The organism is Nibricoccus aquaticus (assembly GCF_002310495.1).
Classification (GTDB): Bacteria; Verrucomicrobiota; Verrucomicrobiia; order Opitutales; family Opitutaceae; genus Nibricoccus; species Nibricoccus aquaticus.
On the sequence record NZ_CP023344.1, the window covers coordinates 3,731,805 to 3,752,182 of the forward strand.

8 protein-coding genes are annotated in these 20,378 nt (G+C 57.5%); all 8 read left to right on the forward strand.

Annotated features, from left to right (window positions below):
• Positions 1-17 precede the first annotated feature (17 nt).
• The 8 genes from CMV30_RS20550 (at position 18) to CMV30_RS15115 (ending at position 20,377) form a co-directional block, all read left to right on the forward strand.
• Positions 18-449, forward strand: a complete 432-nt coding sequence (locus tag CMV30_RS20550; protein ID WP_245844249.1) for a hypothetical protein — start codon at positions 18-20, stop codon at positions 447-449.
• Between the two features lie 106 nt (positions 450-555).
• Positions 556-1,695: a restriction endonuclease gene (locus CMV30_RS15085; RefSeq protein ID WP_096056802.1), complete on the forward strand. Its 1,140-nt coding sequence runs from the start codon at positions 556-558 to the stop codon at positions 1,693-1,695.
• Between the two features lie 165 nt (positions 1,696-1,860).
• Complete coding sequence (locus CMV30_RS15090; RefSeq protein WP_096056803.1) at positions 1,861-7,167, forward strand: DEAD/DEAH box helicase; 5,307 nt, start codon at positions 1,861-1,863, stop codon at positions 7,165-7,167.
• The gene (locus tag CMV30_RS15095; RefSeq protein WP_096056804.1) at positions 7,164-9,968 is read left to right on the forward strand and encodes a helicase-related protein; all 2,805 of its coding nucleotides are present in this window, start codon (positions 7,164-7,166) and stop codon (positions 9,966-9,968) included. Before CMV30_RS15090 ends, CMV30_RS15095 begins: the two co-directional genes overlap by 4 nt.
• 24 nt (positions 9,969-9,992) lie before the next feature.
• Entirely contained in the window at positions 9,993-10,508 is a 516-nt protein-coding gene (locus tag CMV30_RS15100; protein WP_096056805.1) for a hypothetical protein, read from the forward strand.
• Positions 10,509-10,544: 36 nt separating this feature from the next.
• Complete coding sequence (locus CMV30_RS15105) at positions 10,545-15,269, forward strand: Eco57I restriction-modification methylase domain-containing protein (RefSeq protein ID WP_096056806.1); 4,725 nt, start codon at positions 10,545-10,547, stop codon at positions 15,267-15,269.
• Positions 15,266-17,269 carry a coiled-coil domain-containing protein gene (locus CMV30_RS15110; RefSeq protein ID WP_096056807.1) on the forward strand — a complete coding sequence of 668 codons (2,004 nt, stop codon included), beginning with the start codon at positions 15,266-15,268 and terminating at the stop codon, positions 17,267-17,269. Before CMV30_RS15105 ends, CMV30_RS15110 begins: the two co-directional genes overlap by 4 nt.
• Positions 17,270-17,335: 66 nt before the next feature.
• Positions 17,336-20,377, forward strand: a complete 3,042-nt coding sequence (locus CMV30_RS15115) for an RNA-directed DNA polymerase (RefSeq protein ID WP_096056808.1) — start codon at positions 17,336-17,338, stop codon at positions 20,375-20,377.
• The last annotated feature ends 1 nt before the right edge of the window (position 20,378 follow it).

A 20,378-nucleotide genomic window follows, 5' to 3' on the forward strand; every position in this document is an offset into this window, starting at 1 on the left:
CGCAGATGGAGCTTCACTTGAACTACAAGACTGTACCGCGTCGGCGCGATTGGGAAACTCTCAGAAAGTCGCTGGTGGCGGAAAGCAAACGGCCGGTAGCCCACGCTAAAACGCTGGCTGCGGTCGGACGGGAGCTGGGTATCCACGTTCGCGCGCTTCGACAACGCGAAGCTCGGCTCTGTCGAGTGATCGCCAAAAGGGCACTTCGACGGAAATCACAGGAACTCGCGAAGCGGTCGCGTTTGTTGAAGGACCGGATCCGAGCCGTGTGCGAGAAAATGCAGAGAGGCGGCATGGCTCTGACCCAGGCGAACATTGCCGTCGCGTTGGAACGGCCGGGATTGTTTTCAAGGCCGACGGCGAGACGCGCACTCGCCGAGCTTCTTCACGAGTGGCCGAAGGCATGGTCCCGGCAGATCACTTTTCCCAGCGCGCAGGGCTACCGTTGATTCGTTTTGTTATGCGTTGTCGAAAGAGCCGATGGGTTAAATCATATCAAATTAGCAATCAGCCGGTTGCATTCGGCGGAGGAAGTGTCCGTCATCTGGTCTCCCCATGTTACCGGCGGTCGTGGCTCACTCCCCATTTCTGAAATTGGCAGCAGCTGTTGTTTGCCTGCTCGCGTTCGTGCCGACGTCGCTTTCGGCGTTCGTGATTCAGCTCGGCGATTCACGCCAGACCGTCATCGAAACGTACGGGTATCCCAAATCGCTGGCCCAACTTGATGCCCGAGAAATCTTCAACTACCCGGAGGGCAGCGTAGTGCTGGAGCAGGGACGGGTTGCTGAAATACGGTTCACGAAGGGCGAGCCACGCAGTCTTCGTCGTGTCCCTGCGCCGCAGCCCGCTCCCGCCGTGAAGCCGGTGGCGGTGCCTCACACGCCGAAGGCGCAGATTGTACCTTCGCTGGGGCCGTCGTCGGTTGTACCGCCGCAGCCAGTGCCGCAACAGCAGCCGCCACCGTCACTCCTTCGAGCGATGCAACCACTGCTATGGGTTCCCGTAATTGCGGTTGTTGTGGGTGTCGTGGGGCAGATTCTGAAAAGCCGTCTCCGCCGACTAGAGCCTGACTTCACCGGCGTGTACCCTGATCGCCGTTCGGCTCCGCAGAAAACAAACCCAGTTTCGTTGGTTCCGCAGCCGCCGATAACCAGACTTACACGTGAAGCGTTAGATCGCCTGGAGTGGCGGCGTTTCGAGGAGCTGACTCAAGGGTACTTTGAGAAAACTGGCTGGAGCGCGAGACGGAGTGCCGTCGGAGCGGACGGCGGCATCGACATTTTTCTCGAGAAAAATGGGCCCGAAAAACGCGTGGCCTGCGTTCAGTGCAAGCAGCGTTCGAACGAAATCATTGGTGTGAAGTACATCCGGGAATTCTACGGCGTGATGGTTTCTGAGGGCCTAACCGAAGGGTATTTCGTGACGACAAATACCTTCTCGGATGAGGCGGTTCGCTTCGCGCAAGGGAAGCCATTGCACCTGATCTCGGGCGAGGAGCTGCTTCGGAGCTTTGCGTCGCTTGCGGCTGATCAGCACGAATCGGCGGTGCGGCATGCGTTCAGGGATGATTTTGAAACTCCGACGTGTCCTTCGTGTGATTTGAAAATGGTACTACGCCGATCCGCGACGCCATTTTGGGGCTGCCGAAATTTTCCAAGATGTAAGTCCATTTTCGCCCGTGTCCGGAAGGCGTAGCTGCGTCGATCTAGCAGTTCAGCGTGCATTGATGCGATCAAGGCAAGGCAGCGAGAATGCGCAGAGGGGCAAACAAGGATAATAGGTCCCTTGGGAATGACGGGGTCAGCTTGTTCTTGGCTTGGTGCGGAATGCCCGATGGAGTCCTTTGACCCAATTTCAGCGATGCAAAACGTATTCCAGTTCCGGGAGAACTTAATAAGAGAATACTCTAGTTTCTCTCGTAGCTTCACTAAAATATTGGCGCCAGACATCGCCAGCTATGTTGACGCAGAATATGCGAAATCCCGCTATTGGCCAGAGCCGCTGATTCAGATCAACCCAAACTATCTTCGCGCGCAGAGTGTCGAAGAGCTTGTCGCGGAGGGCAGCCTTCATTCGACCTGCGCGAAAATATTCCGCTTCCGCGATACAAAGGGAGCATCTCAGTCGCTACGCCTTTTCCAACATCAGCAAGAGGCGCTCTCGAAAGCGAACGCCGCCGAAAGCTACGTAGTCACTACCGGCACGGGTTCAGGTAAGTCGCTGGCGTTTTTCGTCCCCATTTTCGACCACATCCTTCGAGAAAAGGCCACCAGCCCTACGCCGCGCACTCGGGCCATCATCATCTACCCGATGAACGCCCTCGCGAACAGCCAGCTGGAGGAGGTGCGCAAATTTCTCGACAATCTCGGCGCGACGCCAGGGCAACTCACGGTTGAGCGTTACACCGGCCAAGAAGAAACATCTACCCGCGAACGCATCGCCGCCAACCCGCCGGACATCCTTCTCACCAATTTCATGATGCTGGAGTTGATCCTGACGCGCTACGAAGCCGTGGATCGCCAGGTGGTGGAGCACTGCGAAGGCCTGCGCTTTCTCGTCTTAGACGAACTCCACACCTATCGCGGACGGCAGGGTGCCGACGTAGCTCTGCTGGTGCGCCGCCTGCGGGAGCGATTCAAAGCCGAGAGCCTTATCTGCATTGGCACCTCCGCAACCATGTCCAGCACCGGAACGAACGCTGACAAGAAAAAGGTCGTCGCCGAAGTGGCTACGAAACTGTTCGGCCAACTTATTCCGCAGGAAAACGTCATCGGTGAAACGCTCGAACGCGCGACCAATCCCCACCTGAGTTTACAGGTCGTCCGCCCAAAACTATCCGCGAGCATCTCGCGCACGACCTTTGTTTGGCCGAGCCAAGACGATTTTGCTAATGACCCTCTCGCTGTTTGGGCGGAACTGACCCTTGGTCTCACCCTGTCCGAAAACGGCCGGCCAGAGCGGGCCAAGCCCATTTCTCTGAGCGAAGCAGCCCAATTACTCGCCCTCGATGCGGGTATTGCGCCAAAGATCGCCCAGGATGCGCTGGCCCGTTTCTTGATAGCGGCTCAGGACGTTAAAGCCTCCGACGGTCGTTCCCTCTTCGCCTTCAAGCTTCACCAATTCATCAGCGGCGCAGGCAAGGTTCTCTGCACCTTGGAGCCGACAACGAAGCGTGTTATCACGCTCGACTCACAGCGCTTCGCCCCCAATCGCCAAGAGCAAAAAGTGTTTCTGTTTGGCACACATTTTTGCCGCGATTGCGGGCAGGAATACCACCCGGTTTGGCACGACGCCAATAGCTCGCCCCACTTCGCGCCCCGCGAAATCGACGATACCGGAAGCGATGAGAGCAAAGAGCTTCGTCCCGGCTTCCTCGCTCCTCGCTCTGCGAAGCAGGAGTTTCAGGGCGAGATTACTCAATATCCTGATACGTGGCTGGACACGTCGAAAGAAGAACCAGTTCTCAAGCCCACCTACAAATCGTCCGCACCGTTCGCGGTTCGCGTCGATCCACAAGGCGTCAAAGGCAACGGCCAAGAGTACTGGTTCATCCCCGGAAAATTCCGATTTTGCCTCCAGTGCAGCACAGTTCACGATGCCTATGGTCGCGACATCAACCGCCTTTCGAGTTTGTCGGGCGAAGGCCGTTCGTCTGCGACCACGATTCTGACGTTGTCGATCCTACGCCAGCTCTTCGCTGATCAGGTCGGCAATCCGGCTTTGCCGGACTATCGAAAGCTCCTCGGCTTCACGGACAATCGCCAAGACGCTGCCCTTCAGGCCGGCCACTTCAATGATTTCATCTTCTTGCTACTCCTCCGCGCCGGCCTGTTGGGTGGGCTGAAACAAAAAGGCGGCAGCCTCACCGACGAAAACTTAGCTGAGGCTGTATTCAATTCCCTCGGTTTCGGGGGCAGCGATCCCGGTGTGCTCGCCGAATACCTGCGCGATCCTGCATTGCTAGGTCTCGCGCAAAAGGAGGCACAAAAAGCCCTACGTTTCGTCATCGGCTACCGATTGATCCGCGACCTCCGCAAGGGTTGGCGCTACAACAACCCGAACCTCGATCAACTTAAACTTCTCGATGTTGGCTACGATGGTCTGGAGGAATTTTGTGCCCATGAGGAGTCGTTTAGAGATCATCCCGTCCTCGCTCGGCTAAGAAGCGGAGAGCGCGCCGAACTCGCCCGTCTCGTCTTCGGCGAATTAACTAGAAATCTCTGCATCGAATCGCGCTACCTCGACAGCCAAGAGCACGAAAGCATCAAGGGGAAAATCTACAACTATCTCACCGAACGCTGGTCCTTCGGCGACGATGAGCGACTGGCGACGACTTGTTATCTCCTGCTCGATAAACGTCCCGACAGTAAGGGCCGAAAACGCTTCGATCTAGTCGGCGGCGGCCCCGGCTCGCGCCTCGTGCGGCAGCTAAAATACGCAGCGTTCTGGAAAACCTCCGTCTGCGCTGAGCACGTTGCTCATCTTAAAAACCCACAATGGGTGGATCTCTGTCGCGCCTTTCTCAAGGCCGCCGAGATCCACGGATACGTCCAGAGCCAGAGTCTCGACAACCAAAAGCTCGTCGGCTGGACACTCAAGTCTTCCGCCCTCCGCTGGACGCTGACACTTGACGTTTCCGCCAACGCCACGCCCGCCAATCAGTTCTTCCGCCAGCTCTACCTGACCATCACTGAGGTGCTCACAAAGCCGCAGCATCCGTTTTTCGACTTCGTCGCGAACGAGCACACCGCCCAAGTGGATGCTGATAAACGTAAGACTCTGGAACAACGTTTTCGTCGAAACCCGCGCGACCTGAAAGACTGGGAAGAAAACGCCGACAACAAAGGCCCGATGCCGCGTCTGCCGGTTCTCTTCTGCTCGCCCACGATGGAGCTGGGCGTGGACATTTCTTCACTCAGCACGGTTTACCTGCGCAACATCCCGCCTACGCCCGCTAACTATGCGCAACGCAGCGGTCGTGCGGGCCGCGCCGGCCAGGCCGCTCTCGTAGTGACCTACTGCGCCGCAATGAGCCCACACGATCAGTGGTTCTTCGCGCACGCCACGGATATGGTGCATGGTATTGTCCGAGCGCCCACGCTGGAACTCGCCAACCGCAACCTCGTCGAGAGCCATCTCCACGCCGTCTGGCTCGCCCAAGTGGAATACGAACTGGAGACCAGCATCGCTCCGCTACTCGACCTTGAGCAGCCGAAGAAACCGATCCGTCCAACCTTGCAGGCTCGTCTCGCCGCCCCCGCCGCTGAGGCCCGCGCGCTCGCCCAAGCCCGCCGCGTGCTTGCCCAGATCGAAGGCGAACTCACGCCCGACCGGGCTCCGTGGTATGGTCCGCATTTCGCCGAGCAGGTGATCGCCGCGAGCGCGAAGGAATTCGCCGCCGCCTTTGATCGTTGGCGCACGCTCTACGATGGCGTGCAAAGCCAAATGGAAGCGGCAGATAAAATCATCCGCAGCCCCGCCACCAGCGCCAGAGACCGCGAAAACGCCAATCGGCGTTACATGGACGCCAAGAATCAATTCACTCTGCTCCTCAAAACTGGCAACAGCCAGAACACCGACTTCTACACGTTCCGTTACCTTGCCAGCCAGGGATTCCTACCTGGCTACAATTTCCCCCGCCTACCGCTCATGGCTTGGGTGCCGGCCACCGGGCGAAAGCGCAACGGAAAGGACGATCAGGGTAGCATGGTCAGCCGCCCGCGTTTCCTCGCTTTGGCCGAGTTCGGCCCACGCAGTCTAATTTATCACGACGGCCGGATGTTTCGCGTTGATCGCGCTAAGCTCAATATCAGCAGTTCCGACTCTATCTCGTCCGATTCCAAGCTACCCACTGTCAGCGCCCGTGTTTGCACCGCTTGCGGCTATGGGCACCTCGGCGACGAGGCCAAGCCGGAGCCGCTCGCCGATGTCTGCGAGCACTGTCATACGCCACTCAGCGACGATGGTCGCGTCAACACGCTCTACCGAATCGAAAATGTGGAGACGACCGCTCAAGAGCGCATCTCCGTGAATGAGGAAGAGCGCCAGCGTCAGGGCTACGAATTACAAACCACCTATCGCTTCATGCCCGGCCCCGGCGGCCTGCTGGAGCGCCACGATTCCGAAGCCGTCATAATCGACGCCGCCGATCCGGTTGCCCGTCTGGCTTACTCTCCCTCCGCCCGCATTTGGAGGATCAACAAAGGATGGCGTCGGCGTAAGGACAAGAAACAGCTCGGGTTCATCATCAACCCGATCAACGGCCGCTGGAGCAAACAGGACAACCCGGACGAAGCCACCGATGCGGACGAAACCCCCGAGCAGCTCGACAAGAAAGAACCCACTCAACGCATTGTCCCCTTCGTGGAGGATCATCGCAATATCCTGATCCTGACACCCACAAAGGAATTGACGGACTCTGCGATGGCGACGCTGCAAGCCGCCCTGAAACGCGGCATCACGCAAACCTTCCAAATCGAAGAGTCCGAGTTGGTCGTCGAGCCCTTGCCCGACGCGAATTGTCGCAAATCCATTCTGTTTTATGAGGCCGCCGAAGGAGGTGCCGGCGTGCTCAGTCGTCTTGCCCAAAGCTCCGAGCAACTGGGGGTGGTCGCCCGCCAAGCACTCGAAATTATTCACTTCGACCTCAAGAAATTTTCGGCGTCTTTCGATGCCGCTGACCTCGCCGCCGTCGAGCGTCGCAGACCCACCGGTGAGCGCATCTGCGAAGCGGGCTGCTACCAATGTTTGCTCTCATATTACAACCAGCCCGATCACGAGCACATCAATCGCGGCGACCCCGCCGTCCAAGAATTGCTGGTTCAGTTGGCCCACGCCACCGTGCGCCCGGCCAAGTTTCCCTCCACCAGCGCTGCCAGCTCTACGACAGACCTGCTGACTACTTGGCTCACCGCACTTGGCCAGCTCGGTCACCGCGTTCCCGATGACACCCGCTACGCTCTCGCCGATGGACTAGGCACCGTTGATGCGCGCTACAAGGCCTCCCGCGCTCTCGTTTTCCTCGCGCCGCCTTCAGCCGCCGTGCAGGCCTACGCTGCCGACCGAGGCTACACCACCGTTGAGTTTATTACCGATTCTTCCACTTGGGCTGCTACCTTCGCCGATCACCCCGCCATCTTCGGCCCTTCCACGCCCGCAGTTTCATGAGTTCTGCCGCGCTCATTCTATTTAACCCTGGTGCCTTGGTTCGCGCGCGGGGACGTGAGTGGGTCGTTCAGCCCGGTTCCTCAGATTCTCTACTTAAACTCCGTCCTCTCGGCGGTTCCGAGGAAGACATCACTACGCTCCTCCCCGGGCTGGAGCCGGAAGCTCCAACCGCCGCCACTTTTCCCGAGCCCGATCCAGCCCTGCGCGGCAATCACACCGCCGCCGTGCTTTTGCGCGATGCTCTCCAGCTTAAGCTTCGCGCCGGGGCCGGCCCGTTTCGCTCCTTCGCCAACATCGCCGTTGAACCTCGTGCCTATCAGCTCGTGCCGCTGCTCATGGCGCTCCGCCAGCCCACGGTTCGCCTGTTGATTGCGGACGATGTCGGTATCGGCAAAACTATCGAAGCCGGTCTGATCGCGCGCGAGCTGCACGACCGCGGCGAAATCGCCCGCTTCGCTGTGCTTTGCCCGCCTCACCTCGTTGACCAGTGGTGCAGCGAACTCGCGCGTCACTTTCACTTTCAAGCGATCGCGCTTACTTCCGCCAGCGTCACGCGCCTCGAAAAAAACCTTCCACCCGGCGTCTCTCTCTTCGAGCACCATCCGGTGGTTGTCGTCAGCCTCGACTACATCAAGAGCGACCGCCACCGCGCTCACTTCCTCTCCATCGCCCCTGAGTGTATTATCGTGGACGAGGCCCATAGTTGTTCCACCGGAGGGCAAGGCCGCCAGCTACGCTTTGAGTTGCTCAAACAACTCGCCGACGACGTTGAACGCCATCTTATCCTCCTCACCGCTACGCCACACTCCGGCGACGATACTGCGTTTCACAACCTGCTCTCGCTCCTCCGTCCAGATTTCGCCCGGCTCGCCGATGCTGACGCGACCACGCACCAGCGCCTCCGCGAAGACCTCGCCAATCACTTTGTGCAGCGCCGCCGGAGAGACATCGAGGAGTGGCAGGATGTAAGTGTATTTCCCAAACGCCTGACCGCCGAGATTACCTATCGTCTTACCGGCGCGTGGGGTGAGTTTTTCGATGCCGTGCAGGATTATTGTATCGGCCTAGCCGAGCGCACCGAAGCCATCGGCGGTGCAGGCCGGCACATGATTTGGTATGCCACGCTCGCCCTCTTGCGCTGCGTTGGTTCCTCACCCGCTGCCGCTGAACGCGCACTCAATACCCGCCTTACTGGCACCTTGGAAGAAATGGAAGCGCTCGCCGACGAAGCCCGCCTCCAAGATGGCGACGAAACCGATCTCTCTGCCAACGATTTCGAACCCGCCGGTGCCCTTGCCGAGACGGCACAACTAAAAGCCCTCATCGCAAACGCCCGTTCCCTCGCCGGCCAGAAGGGCGATCCCAAACTCAAAGCCCTCTGCGAACACATACAGGAGTTACTCGCCACCGGCGCTCGCCCCGTCGTTTTCTGCCGCTACCTCGCGACTGCGCATTACGTCGCCGCCCACCTCCGCGAGCATTTTAAGAAAGCCACCGTGGACGCCGTCACCGGCGAACTCACCCCAGAAGAACGCGAGCTACGCGTCTCCGACCTCGCCGAGGCCGAGCAACCCATTCTCGTCGCCACCGATTGCCTTTCCGAGGGCGTGAATCTTCAGCACGGCTACACTGCCGTTGTCCACTACGACCTTGCGTGGAATCCCACTCGTCACGAACAACGCGAGGGGCGCGTGGATCGCTTCGGGCAAAAGGCAAAGGAAGTCCGCTGCACCATGCTCTACGGGCAGGACAACCCCGTGGACGGCTTCATCCTCAACGTCATTCTCCGCAAAGCGGAGGCTATCCGCAAAGACCTCGGCGTGCTTGTGCCACTTCCGAAAGACGCCGAGCGCATGAACCACGCGATGATCAAAGCCGCTTTGCTCAAGCGCAACCGCGCCACCCGGCACGCTGACCAGCTCGACTTCGGTTTCGAAAAACTTCTCGGCGAAGAACTCAAACCCCTGACTACCGCATGGGAAGACGCCCGCGAAAATGCCAAGATCAACCGCACCGTTTTCGCCCAGCGCCGCATCAAACCTGAGGAAGTTCTCCCTGAATGGCGACGCCAGCTCGACCTCATCGGTGACGAAGCTGCCATCGCTCGTTTCGTCCAAAACGCCTGCGCCCGGCTCAACGCCCCATTAGAACCTACGCGCAACGCTTGGCGTTTTTTACCGAAGCATCTTCCCCCTGCACTGCGCGAACGCCTCGCCCAGGAGGACATCGACCGCGACCTGCTCATCGACTTTCATTACCCGCCCGATCCCCGCTCGCACTTCATCCACCGCACGCATCCGTTGGTCGCCATACTTGCCGACCATCTGCTTGAGGGCGCGTTGCAGGACGAATCGTCCCTCGCGGCCCGATGTGCCGCTACAGTCACGGTCGATGTTTCCGTCGTCACCACCGTCTTCCTGCTCCGCTTACGCTACCAGCTCTCCAGCCAAAAGCGCGGCGTCACACGCACGCTCATGGCCGAGGAGACGGTAGCCATCGCCTTAGAAGGTCGCATCGATCCCCGCTGGATCGATGACACTGGAGTCCTTCAGCTCTTGGAGGTGAAACCGAGCGGCAACACAGGCACCGAGGCCGCCACCCGTGAAATCACCCACGCGCTCACACTCCTGCGCGCCAGCACGGGCCGTCTCGAAAATCTCGCCCGGCAACGCGCCGACGCGCTGTTGCAGGATCATCGACGCATCCGCGAAGCCGCCGACGATCAAGGTCGCTACGCTGTAACGCCGTCTCTGCCCGTAGATGTGATCGGCGTTTACGTTCTGCTGCCGGATATTCTCTGAGCGACTAACCATTCAGCTGAAGCAATGATTCACACCGTCCACTTTTTGACCTTCTCGGAGACCGCCCTAACCCAGCGGTGGCGCTGGAATGAAAAGGACTGGGTTATGTCTAACGGATTTGCGCATCCCGTAACGGCGAAGCAGATGGGGAAGGTCTATATTTTCGCGGATGAAAGGTGGCCTTTATACGTCGGAAAATCTACGCAGAGTATCGCGGGGCGAGTTGCCGGTGCGTTCAAGGCTACGCCGACAAATCGCGTTAACGGATTTGGCGGCTATCGCTTCAAAAGGGAGAAAACGGAGGCCTTCCTTCACGTCTTCATGGGGACACTTGCGGCTCCATGGACAAATACCGACGCCGAATGCATCGAGGCCGAAGTTGTTTTTAGAATTCGTCAGGCCGGTGCGTGGCCTGCCTATCAGACGGAAATTCATTTCTCGGCACCCGGGCCTCTGCATGAAACAGCGGCAGACGAAATCATGAATTACTTCCGCAAATTGAAGACCACCGGAGGTCTCGTTTCCCCTCTTAGCTCCTGAGCATTCATCGCCAAAGATTTCAGTTTCCCCTCCCTCATGGCACGCCGCCAAATCTACTCGCTTATCTTCGATTCCCTCCGGTTGGAGGGTGCCCTCTTCGTTCCCGCCGTGCTCGAAAAGGCGGCGCGCGGCGAGCACACCGCCCAAAAACCAGCAGACTACCGTCTCCCCAAGGGCCTCGCCCTCGTCGATGAGCAAGGCCGCGGTTTCCGCATCGCCACAGCCCTCTACAAAACCTTCGAGCCCACTCGCGCCCGTAAGGATGTGGACGCCACCCAAGCGACTATCGGCTTCGTCACCGAGCTGATTCGCGACGCCTTCGGCTACGCCGACTTCGCTCTTTGCTCTGAGCCCGTCACACTCGCCGACCGCGCCTATCCCGTCACCGCCTTCGCCTACGAGGGCCGCGTGCCCGTCATCGTCGCGCCGCATACGCTCGAACTCGACGAGCCTGACGAACGTTTTGCCATTGTCGGTTCCGGCCTGCGTCGTCGCTCAGCTTACCAGCTTGCCCAGCAGTTTCTCAACGCCAGCCCTGCTTGCACCTGGGCGCTCCTCACCAACGGCCGCCAGATCCGCCTAGTGCGTGATGCCGAGACTCTCGCACGGCCCGCGTTTCTCGAAGCTGACCTCGAACTGATATTGCGCGATCAGCGTTATGCTGACTTCGCTGCGGTCTGGCGCCTGTTTCATTCCAGCCGTGCCGGTGCGACGGACACATCCGACGCTTGCATTTGGGAAACGTGGAAACTTGAGGGGCAGGTGCAGGGCGAACGGGTGCGCGACGGACTCCGTGGGGGTGTCACCGATGCACTAATAGCTCTTGGCACAGGATTCCTTGAGCACCGCGACAACGAGGCGCTGCGCCTCCGCCTCCAAACTGGCGAACTATCCGTCGCCGATTATCTCCAGCAGCTCTTCCGCCTTATCTATCGCTTCCTCTTTCTTTTCACCGTTGAGGAGCGCGGCCTTCTTCATGTTGAAGATGATCGTCCTGAGGCCCGCCGCGCCCGCGATGCCTTTGCCCAAGGTTACTCGTCCCGCCGCCTCCGGTACCGAGCCCTTCGCCGCGCAGGCTTCGACCGTCACCACGACTTATGGATCGCTGTCCTCGTGGTATTTCGCGGTCTCGCTCGCGGCGAAGCCCACCTCGCGCTCCCCGCGCTTGGTGGCATCTTCGCTCCCACTCAATGCCCCAGCCTCGACGCCGCGAGTCTCGAAAATCGCATCCTCCTCACCGCCATGCGCCATCTGCGCTGGTCCGCAGTTTCAGGCCAGCTCGCAGCCATTGACTATCGCAACATGGATTCCGAGGAACTCGGCTCAGTTTACGAAAGTCTCCTCGAACTCGTCCCCACCATTGACCTCGCCGCTCGGCGATTCGGTTTCGTCGGTCTCACGGACGCTGGCTCCACCGCCGGCAACGCCCGCAAAATGTCCGGCTCCTACTACACCCCGGATTCTCTCGTTCAGGAACTCATCAAGTCCGCCCTCGATCCCGTCATCGCACAGAAGATTGCCGACCATCCCGCCAATCCCGTCGAGGCCCTGCTCGCTCTCGCCGTCTGCGATCCATCCTGCGGCTCCGGCCACTTCCTCCTAGCAGCCGCGCGCCGCCTTGCGGAAAAAATCGCAGAACTTCGCGCACCTGATGGCGCCGTCCGCCCCGACGACTATCGACACGCTCTTCGCGAAGTCGCCAGCCGCTGCCTCTTCGGCGTCGATCTTAACCCGATGGCGGTTGAACTATGTCGCGTCGCCCTCTGGCTTGAGACCGTTGATCCCGGCAAGCCACTCGGGTTTCTCAACCATCATATCCGCACTGGCAATAGTCTCCTCGGCGTCACACCGGAACTCATTGCCCAAGGCCTCCCCGACGACGCGTTTAGCGCCATCGAGGGCGACGACAAAGCGGCTTGCTCTGAACTAAAGAAGCGGAACAGGAACGAGCGCGAAGGCTTCGGCCCGCTCTTCCAAGAAGAGGAGCAATCCATTCGCGATCGTCTCCGACGGGCGGCGTCCGCTATTGAGGAGATGGACGACAGTCAGGCCGATTTACTTCAACATAAGGAAGCCGCCTTCGCCAGCACCGAGGCCGCGCCCGAATTTCGCCGCGCGAAGTTCGTCGCCGACCTGTGGTGCGCTGCCTTCGTCATTAAAAAAAACTACCACGTAATTGCCGGTGGCACGTCTCAAAACGCGAATTCTGAGCCGCAAATCGTTACGCCCGTTGCCGGTCAGCTCCTTCACACTCAGGACGAACTCTTCGGCCAACTGCTTCCCACAGCCGCGTCCGCACCTTCAAAGAAGAATAAGCTTCAATCCGAAATTCAAAAACCGAACTCGGGACTTCCGGTCGGTATCACAACGAAGCACCTCCGGGACTTCGTTCAAGGCCGCCCGTTTTCCAGCGAGGTCCAAGATAAAATTAAAGCCCTGGCTAGCCAATATCACTTCTTTCACTGGCACCTCGCATTTCCCAGTGTCTTCGATCGAGGCGGTTTCGACTGCATCCTTGGCAATCCACCGTGGGAACGAGTGAAGCTACAAGAGAAGGAGTGGTTCGCCGAACGTTCTCCCGACATCGCCCAAGCGACCAACGCAGCAGTTCGTAAACGGATTATTGAATCTGTTCGGATAAACGAACCATTGCTCTACGGTAAATTTGAAGAGGCGCTGCGCCAGTCTGAAGGTGAAGCACAATTGATGCGCAACAGCGGACTCTATCCGCTCTGCGGTCGCGGTGATATCAACCTTTACGCCGTCTTTGCCGAGCGGATGCGCCTGTTGCTTAATTCGGAAGGTCGTGTCGGGTGCGTGCTTCCCACCGGAATTGCGACCGATGATACAACCAAGTTTTTCTTCCAAGACCTCGTCGAAAGGAAATCTCTGGCGAGCCTTTACGATTTTGAAAACCGGAATTCGCTATTTCCACGGGCCGACCGAAACCTGAAGTTTTGTTTGTTCACGGTTGCGAGTCCCTCCTGTCGGCCCATCGAATCAGCTTCATTTGTCTTTGCCGCCATAAGGGCCGAAGACCTACGGGAGCAGCACCGCCGGTTTACCCTCTCGCCGGCCGATATTTTACTGCTTAACCCGAATACGAAAACATGTTCGAGTTTCCGTTCGAGTTTAGATGCTGAGTTGACCAAGGCGATTTATCGAAAGGTGCCAATTCTGATCCGTGACGGGCCTCCCGAAATAAACATGTGGCGCATCAATTTTATGCGCATGTTCGATATGGCCAACGACTCTGTCCACTTCAAGGAGGCAACAGAACTCGGGCAAGCAGGGTTTCAACTTCAAGGAAACGTGTTTCGAAAGGACGGTCTCTGCTCTTGGCTGCCTCTATATGAAGCCAAGATGATGCACCAGTTTGATCACCGCTTCGCGCACTCGGAACAACCGACGGTCGGACAACGAATACGAGGGAGCTCGGTGGATATTGATTCGGACGAACATGCGAGTTCACAGGTCGCTGCTTTGCCCCGGTATTGGCTTGAGGAAGAAATTGTCGAAAAGAGAATTCATGGCCTTCGTTGGTCTTTAGTGTTTCGAGATGTGACTGGCGCTGTAGCCAACATTAGAACGGTTGTATCAACAATTCTTGGTAGAGTCGCCGTAGGGCACAAAGCTCCATTGATTCTCATCAATGAGTTCTCGGCCCGGGAAGCGTCGACTTTCGTCGCGACACTGAACTCGTTCATCTTCGATTACTGCGCACGTCAAAAGCTTACCGGCATTTCTTTAAGCTATTTTATTCTCAAGCAACTCCCGGCCTTTTCACCAGATGCTTTTGACCGACGATGCCCGTGGGACGACGAGAACAAAACGCTTCACGACTGGCTATTACCACGCGTTCTCGAATTGACTTACACGGCTTGGGATTTGGAAGCGTTCGCCAGCGACTGCGGCTGGGCTGAACCACCCTTTCGATGGGATGACGAGCGCCGCTTTCTGCTGAGGTGCGAGTTGGACGCAGCGTTCTTTCACCTCTATTTGGGCTCGGAATCCGATTGGACGCAGCATGCTGATGTGCTCACTCATGATCTTCCTACGCCACGCGCAGCCGTGGCCTACGTCATGAACACGTTTCCCATCGTGAAGCGCAAAGACGAAGCCCAGCACGGCGGCATCTACCGCACGAAAGAAACCATTCTCCAAATCTACGACGCCCTCCAAGAATCCATCCGAAGCGGCCAAACCTACCAAACCCGCCTTGATCCGCCTCCTGCAGATATTCGGTGCTGCCATCCGCGTCGGTTCATTGTTCCCGCACCCGAATGGATGGACCGGCCTCTTGTTTTACCGTCTGTGCCTCGAGGGATCGTCCCGCCGGATCGTTACCGCGTCATCGTCGTGCCGCATCTGCTGTATCAGGCCGGCGGACGTATATCCTTCGACCGATTCCGTCGTGCTTACTGGCTTCTAACCGAACCCAATACTTTGCAACGCTATGCCAAAAGCTCCGTCGGAACTGTGGCGAAAGGGTGGGCCAAGGTCTATCGCGAACAACTCGATAAGGACATGTTCATTCCTCACCTACAAGGTGCCGTGCTGCGTGACCTCCATTTTATCCGAGTATCGGGCGAACGCTGGGTGGAGCTGCGTCGGACGGAGCATGTCGCCGACGATGAGCACGCAATCTTCGACGCCCGCCTCGCTCTTCTTGTAGCCGATCTTTGGCCGACCGCGGAACCGATTGCGCCGCTTTCCTCGAACGAAGAAGCAGCCCTGCGCGAACTCGAACTTGTATCATGAACAAGGAACAACAGGAAAACTTCTACGATAAGCTAAGCCGCACTATCCAACCGGCCAAGGATCGAGGAGAACCTGAGATTTGGTTCCGTGAATTAAGGGTGCTGGATTCGTTGTCCATAAAGCCTGAGCAGGAAAGACGGCGCATCGTTCTTCATCGCGGTTTTAATATCCTATGGGCCGCGCCCGAAGATCCCGACACCGAGCAGGGTCTTTATCGCGACGGACTAGCCGGCCACGCGAGCGGCAAAACGCTTTTTTGCCGCATCCTCCGCCACCTGCTTGGTGAAGAACCCTTCGGCACCAACACCCAGCGCGATGGCATCGCCAAAAACTTCCTCACCTTGTGGGTGGTCGCATCCATTCGAGTGAAGGGTGAAAACTGGATAGTTGGGCGACCGTTGGCCGCCGACGGTGAAAAATTCGCAGTTCAGGCGGAGACAATAAACGAGGTCCTGCTGGGCGAGGCACCGAGCGGCGGTTACGAGGATTTTTTGATACGGGTGCGCAAAGTGGGCGACTGCGTCGAACCACTATATCCCGAACAAGGCTGGAGACACCTCTTGCTCTGGCTGGCGCGAGATCAAGAGGCTCGGTTCAGCAGTCTCGCGGCGTGGCGTGAGGCAAGCAGCCAAGGCGACAATCCCCAGAATAAGGTCAACGACCGCCACCAAGTTATGAGAGCGGTCCTTGGTCTCTTGGATTTGCGCGAGCCCGCGCTGAGGCAGGACTTGGACGCTAGCATTGCTCGTCTTGAATCTGGGCGTCTCAAGCATTCCACCGCTGACACCGAACTCGCAGGCCAAGTCACGCTGGCGAATCTCCGAACCGTCGAGCTTCTTGGCGACAATGCGCCAATTGAAACTGAGCAGTTACAGGCCAGGTTAACGTCGCTCGCCGAGGTAATGCGTGAGGCAGTCGAAGGTCTGGAAAAACGTCCGACGCCACAGGCAGTCCTCGACGCGCAGAAACGACTTAACGTCGCCAATAAAGCGGTCAGTGCAGCGGAGACAGAGCTGGAGGGTTTGGAGCCGCAAATCACCAGCCTCAAAGAACGGCAACAGCGCGACATGACGCTCATCCGCAATTTTAGAAGCGGGAACGTCGAAGACCCTTCGCGTGTGGTCGATAATTTCTGTCCCAACTCGATTCAAACTGCGGTGAAGCGACAATGTTATGTTCCCGCAAAGCCGTCGGATGAATCTGCTTCGTCAGTTGCCGAGATGGAGCGCCAGGCGCAGGAGGACACCAAGAAGATCGCCACCGCAGAAGCGCGCTCTAAGCAGCTGGAGAAAATCTTGCCGGGTCTGCGCACCGCCGCGGACACCGCCGATGAAGCGCTCACCAAGGTGCAACGTGACAGCAACCGCGACATCGCTGCGCTCAGTCGCAAAGCGGAACGTGCGGAAGAGGTTTCCCGCCTCTTCAATCAAATAGAAAAGACGAAGACCGCACAGGTCACCGCGACGGAAAAACTCACCACTTTAGCCGGCGAAATAGAAACCAAGAAAGCCGACATCACGAAGCTTCGCGACGACATGGATGTGAAGGTGCAAGCGTTCTCCAACGTGTTTGCCGACATCATCCGAGCGGTAATGGGAGCTTCCGTTGATCCCAAGGTTTCGGTCACGAACGAAGGAATCGTGCCTCACGTGACGAGAAAGGGTGAGCTTTCTGGAGCCGCACTGGATACCATCAAAACTCTCGCCTTCGACCTTGCGGCAATCGTCGCCAGTATTGAGGGGCAGGGAAGCCACCCTCGCTTTCTGATCCACGACGGCCCACGAGAAGGCGACATGGCGCGAATCATCTACGAGCGCTTCTTCATTTACGCTGCCGGCATCGAGGCCGCCTTTGCTTCACGAGATGATTCAAGCTTCCAATACATCATCACCACGACAACGCCTCCTCCGAAGAACATGCGTCAAGGTTCACGTTGGTTGCTAGAGCCGGTTCTTGATTCACGCCGACGAGAGCAGCGCCTCCTTAGAGAGGATTTCTGAGCATAGATATCTATCAGAACAGCAACTCAACGCGCAAATTTGCCTTCTCCATCCTGCTTCACCGCAATGAAAATCTCGCTTGAGCAGCTCTATACCGCGTACCGCAAAGCCAAGAAAGAGGCATTTCAGGACACCAACTGCGCTCACGGCCTAAAGTTCGCGAAGTATGAACAGCGGTTAGCTGCAAATTTTGCGCGACTGCTCAAGACGATCAATCAAACTCAGCCAGACTGGCCGACCGACATCAATTTCATTGGAGCTTTAACGTGCATTCCGAAGTCAGTCACTCCGCCAGACACCGACAAGCCCGTCGCGACCATTCATTGCCAATCGAGCGATCCTGAGGAACAGTGGAAGCGGCGATGCAGTTCGCGGAATCGAGCAACTGCTGATTTCCGGCCGGTCATAGACGCGTCAGTTGATTACTTGGTAATTTCCGCGCTTTGGGTTCTTGAGGTTGGCCATCTTTACGATGAGAAATTGGATACACGATACGCAGTGGGCAATCGACTCCGTCGCTGGCGGCCAAAACCTGAGGCTCCAGCTGGCACGGCTGGTCGACTAAACACGTTATCGCCAGATCTCTTTCAACCCTACTTCGTAGCTTACGGTCGTTGGCGCTCTGCAGGCCTAAAGGCCATGCGAACCGAGCTAAAGGAGGGACACCGGGTAGTTGCCGTGACGATGGATCTGAAACGATTCTACCATCAAATCGACGCCAACTTTCTTTTGCACGAAGACTATTTGGCGCAGATCGGACTAACCCTTACTAAAGAACAACGAACGTTCACACGCCAATTGATTGAGTCATTTGCGACCTTCAACCGGGTTCTGCATGAGCAAATCGGCGGCTCCGCTCGTGGTCTTCCAGTGGGACTGCCGGCCTCTGGTCTTATTGCGAATGTAGTACTGAGCCAATTCGACCGCCACGTCGTCTCCCGCCTCAATCCAAGTTACTACGCGCGCTATGTGGATGACGTGTTCTTGGTGCTGCGCCACTCTGATGAGTTCGCGGACGGAGCGGCATTTCTCGGTTGGCTCGGAGAGCAACTAAGCCCGGTTGCGACCGCGATTTTTCCAAGAAATGGCGAATCACAAACCGATGGTCCTGCCTTAAAACTAAATCTGCCTTATGCAGACGGATCAGAGCTACTTTTTGTCGGAAAGAAGCAAAAAATATTTCAGTTAGAAGGGCCGCACGGCCTCGACCTAATTGGTCCAATTGAAGAGCAAATTCGGCAGCAGACTAGTGAGCATCGCGACCTTCCTCATCTGCCGGATACAGAAAGCCGAATGGCCCATCGGGCTCTGTTGGTCACTTCCGACGCGACTTTAAATGCGGACGCACTTCGTAAAGCTGATGCCGTAACCTTGCGACGTTCAGGATTTGCGATGCTGCTGGGAGACGTAGAGGCGCATGTGCGCGATCTCGATGCCGCTTCTTGGTCTCCACTACGGCATCAATTCTACGATCTCGCACATCGCCACCTGCTAACGCCCAACGCGTTCTTTGACTATTCACGGTATTTCCCGCGTATCGTTGGCATCATGACGGCGTGCAGCGATTGGGATCACGCCAGGCGTTTCGTCGGAGGCTTTCGTGCCCTACTGGCGTGCCTTCGGAAAACCTGCAAAAGTCCAAACAACCAATTTAAGCGATGCCTGCGGGAAGCCTGCACGACCATAGCAGAAAGGATGATCGAAGCAGTGTTGCAATCCGCGCGGAATGATAGCCGGAAGGTGCGAGAGCTTTTTAAGCAGATTAGAAAGGTTCTTTCGCTCGACGCAAAAGGCCCGACTGGAACTAAGCAAATTTCAGAAGCCAGAGAGCAGATGGTGCTACTCGACTGGGCGCGATTCACCTATGCCACTCATTGGTTGAAGGAAACCGTGGATGCCGACCCACCCGCTAAGCCAAAAGACTTCCAAGTGCGCGAGCTTCCTCCGTTTCGCGCCATGCAGATTTTCCAGGATGCGGCCAAGCTTCCGAAGCCGTATTGGCCCGCACTGATGTTTCCTACTCGCCCAATTCCGCTTCGGGAGATTACGGCCCGTGCACCCTCGTTGCTGGAAGACGGTGAATCGCTAAGCGCGGTCGTGAGCGGACTCCGTGGTACATGGATGCCCGAGCAAACAGGATTGTCGCTTACTTCGCCGGCACCCGATGGACCTCACAAACTAGTGGTTCCTAAAATCGCCGGCTCCGTAAAGTCGAAACCGCGCGTCGCGATCACCAGCATTGAGGTTTCGGATGACGAGTGGGCGGCTGCCGCCGAGGGCACGCCTAGCCTCACTCTGGAACGCTACCGTAGATTAAATAGTATACTCGACGCAGTCGTAGCGGGGCGTCCAAAACCAGATTATGTAATTCTTCCGGAGTGTTGCCTGCCCAGGCAATGGGCGATGCAGATGGCGGGTAAAATTCTCGCTCGCGGTGTCTCACTCATTGCCGGCCTTGAGTACCGCGTCGACTCGAAGAAACCGGATCTGTTGCACAACGAAGCGCTCGTGGCGCTTAGAACAGATTTCCCGGGTTACCAGACGGGGCTCTTTCTTCTCCAACCTAAACGGCAACCGGCATGGCCCGAGCTCCAGCATTTAGATTCAGATTTCGGAAAGGCACTCGCACCGCCATCGGCAACAAGTCTCTTTCATCCAGTTTATCAGCATGGCGGGTTTCACTTTGGGGTGCTAATTTGTAGTGAGTTAACGGACATTCAAAATCGCAGACGTTTTCAGGGTAAGGTGGATGCGTTGTTTATCCCCGAATGGAATCAGGATATCGAATCGTTCGCGACGCTCGTTGAATCAGCGGCCCTCGATGTGCATGCCTATATTGTGCAGGCTAACAATCGCCGCTACGGCGATAGTCGCTTGCGAGCGCCGATGAAGATTCATCACCAACGCGATTGGGTGAGGGTTAAGGGAGGGCTAAATGACTACTTCGTTATTGGTGCAATCGACTACATGAATTTACGCCGATTTCAGTCTCACGCGATTCCTCCGACGGGGGCTGGTGAGTTGTTCAAACCGTTTCCTATTGGTTTCCCAGATCGCTTTGCGGCAGCGAGACGAACGATACCGTCACCGCCGCAGCCGACTTCATAAT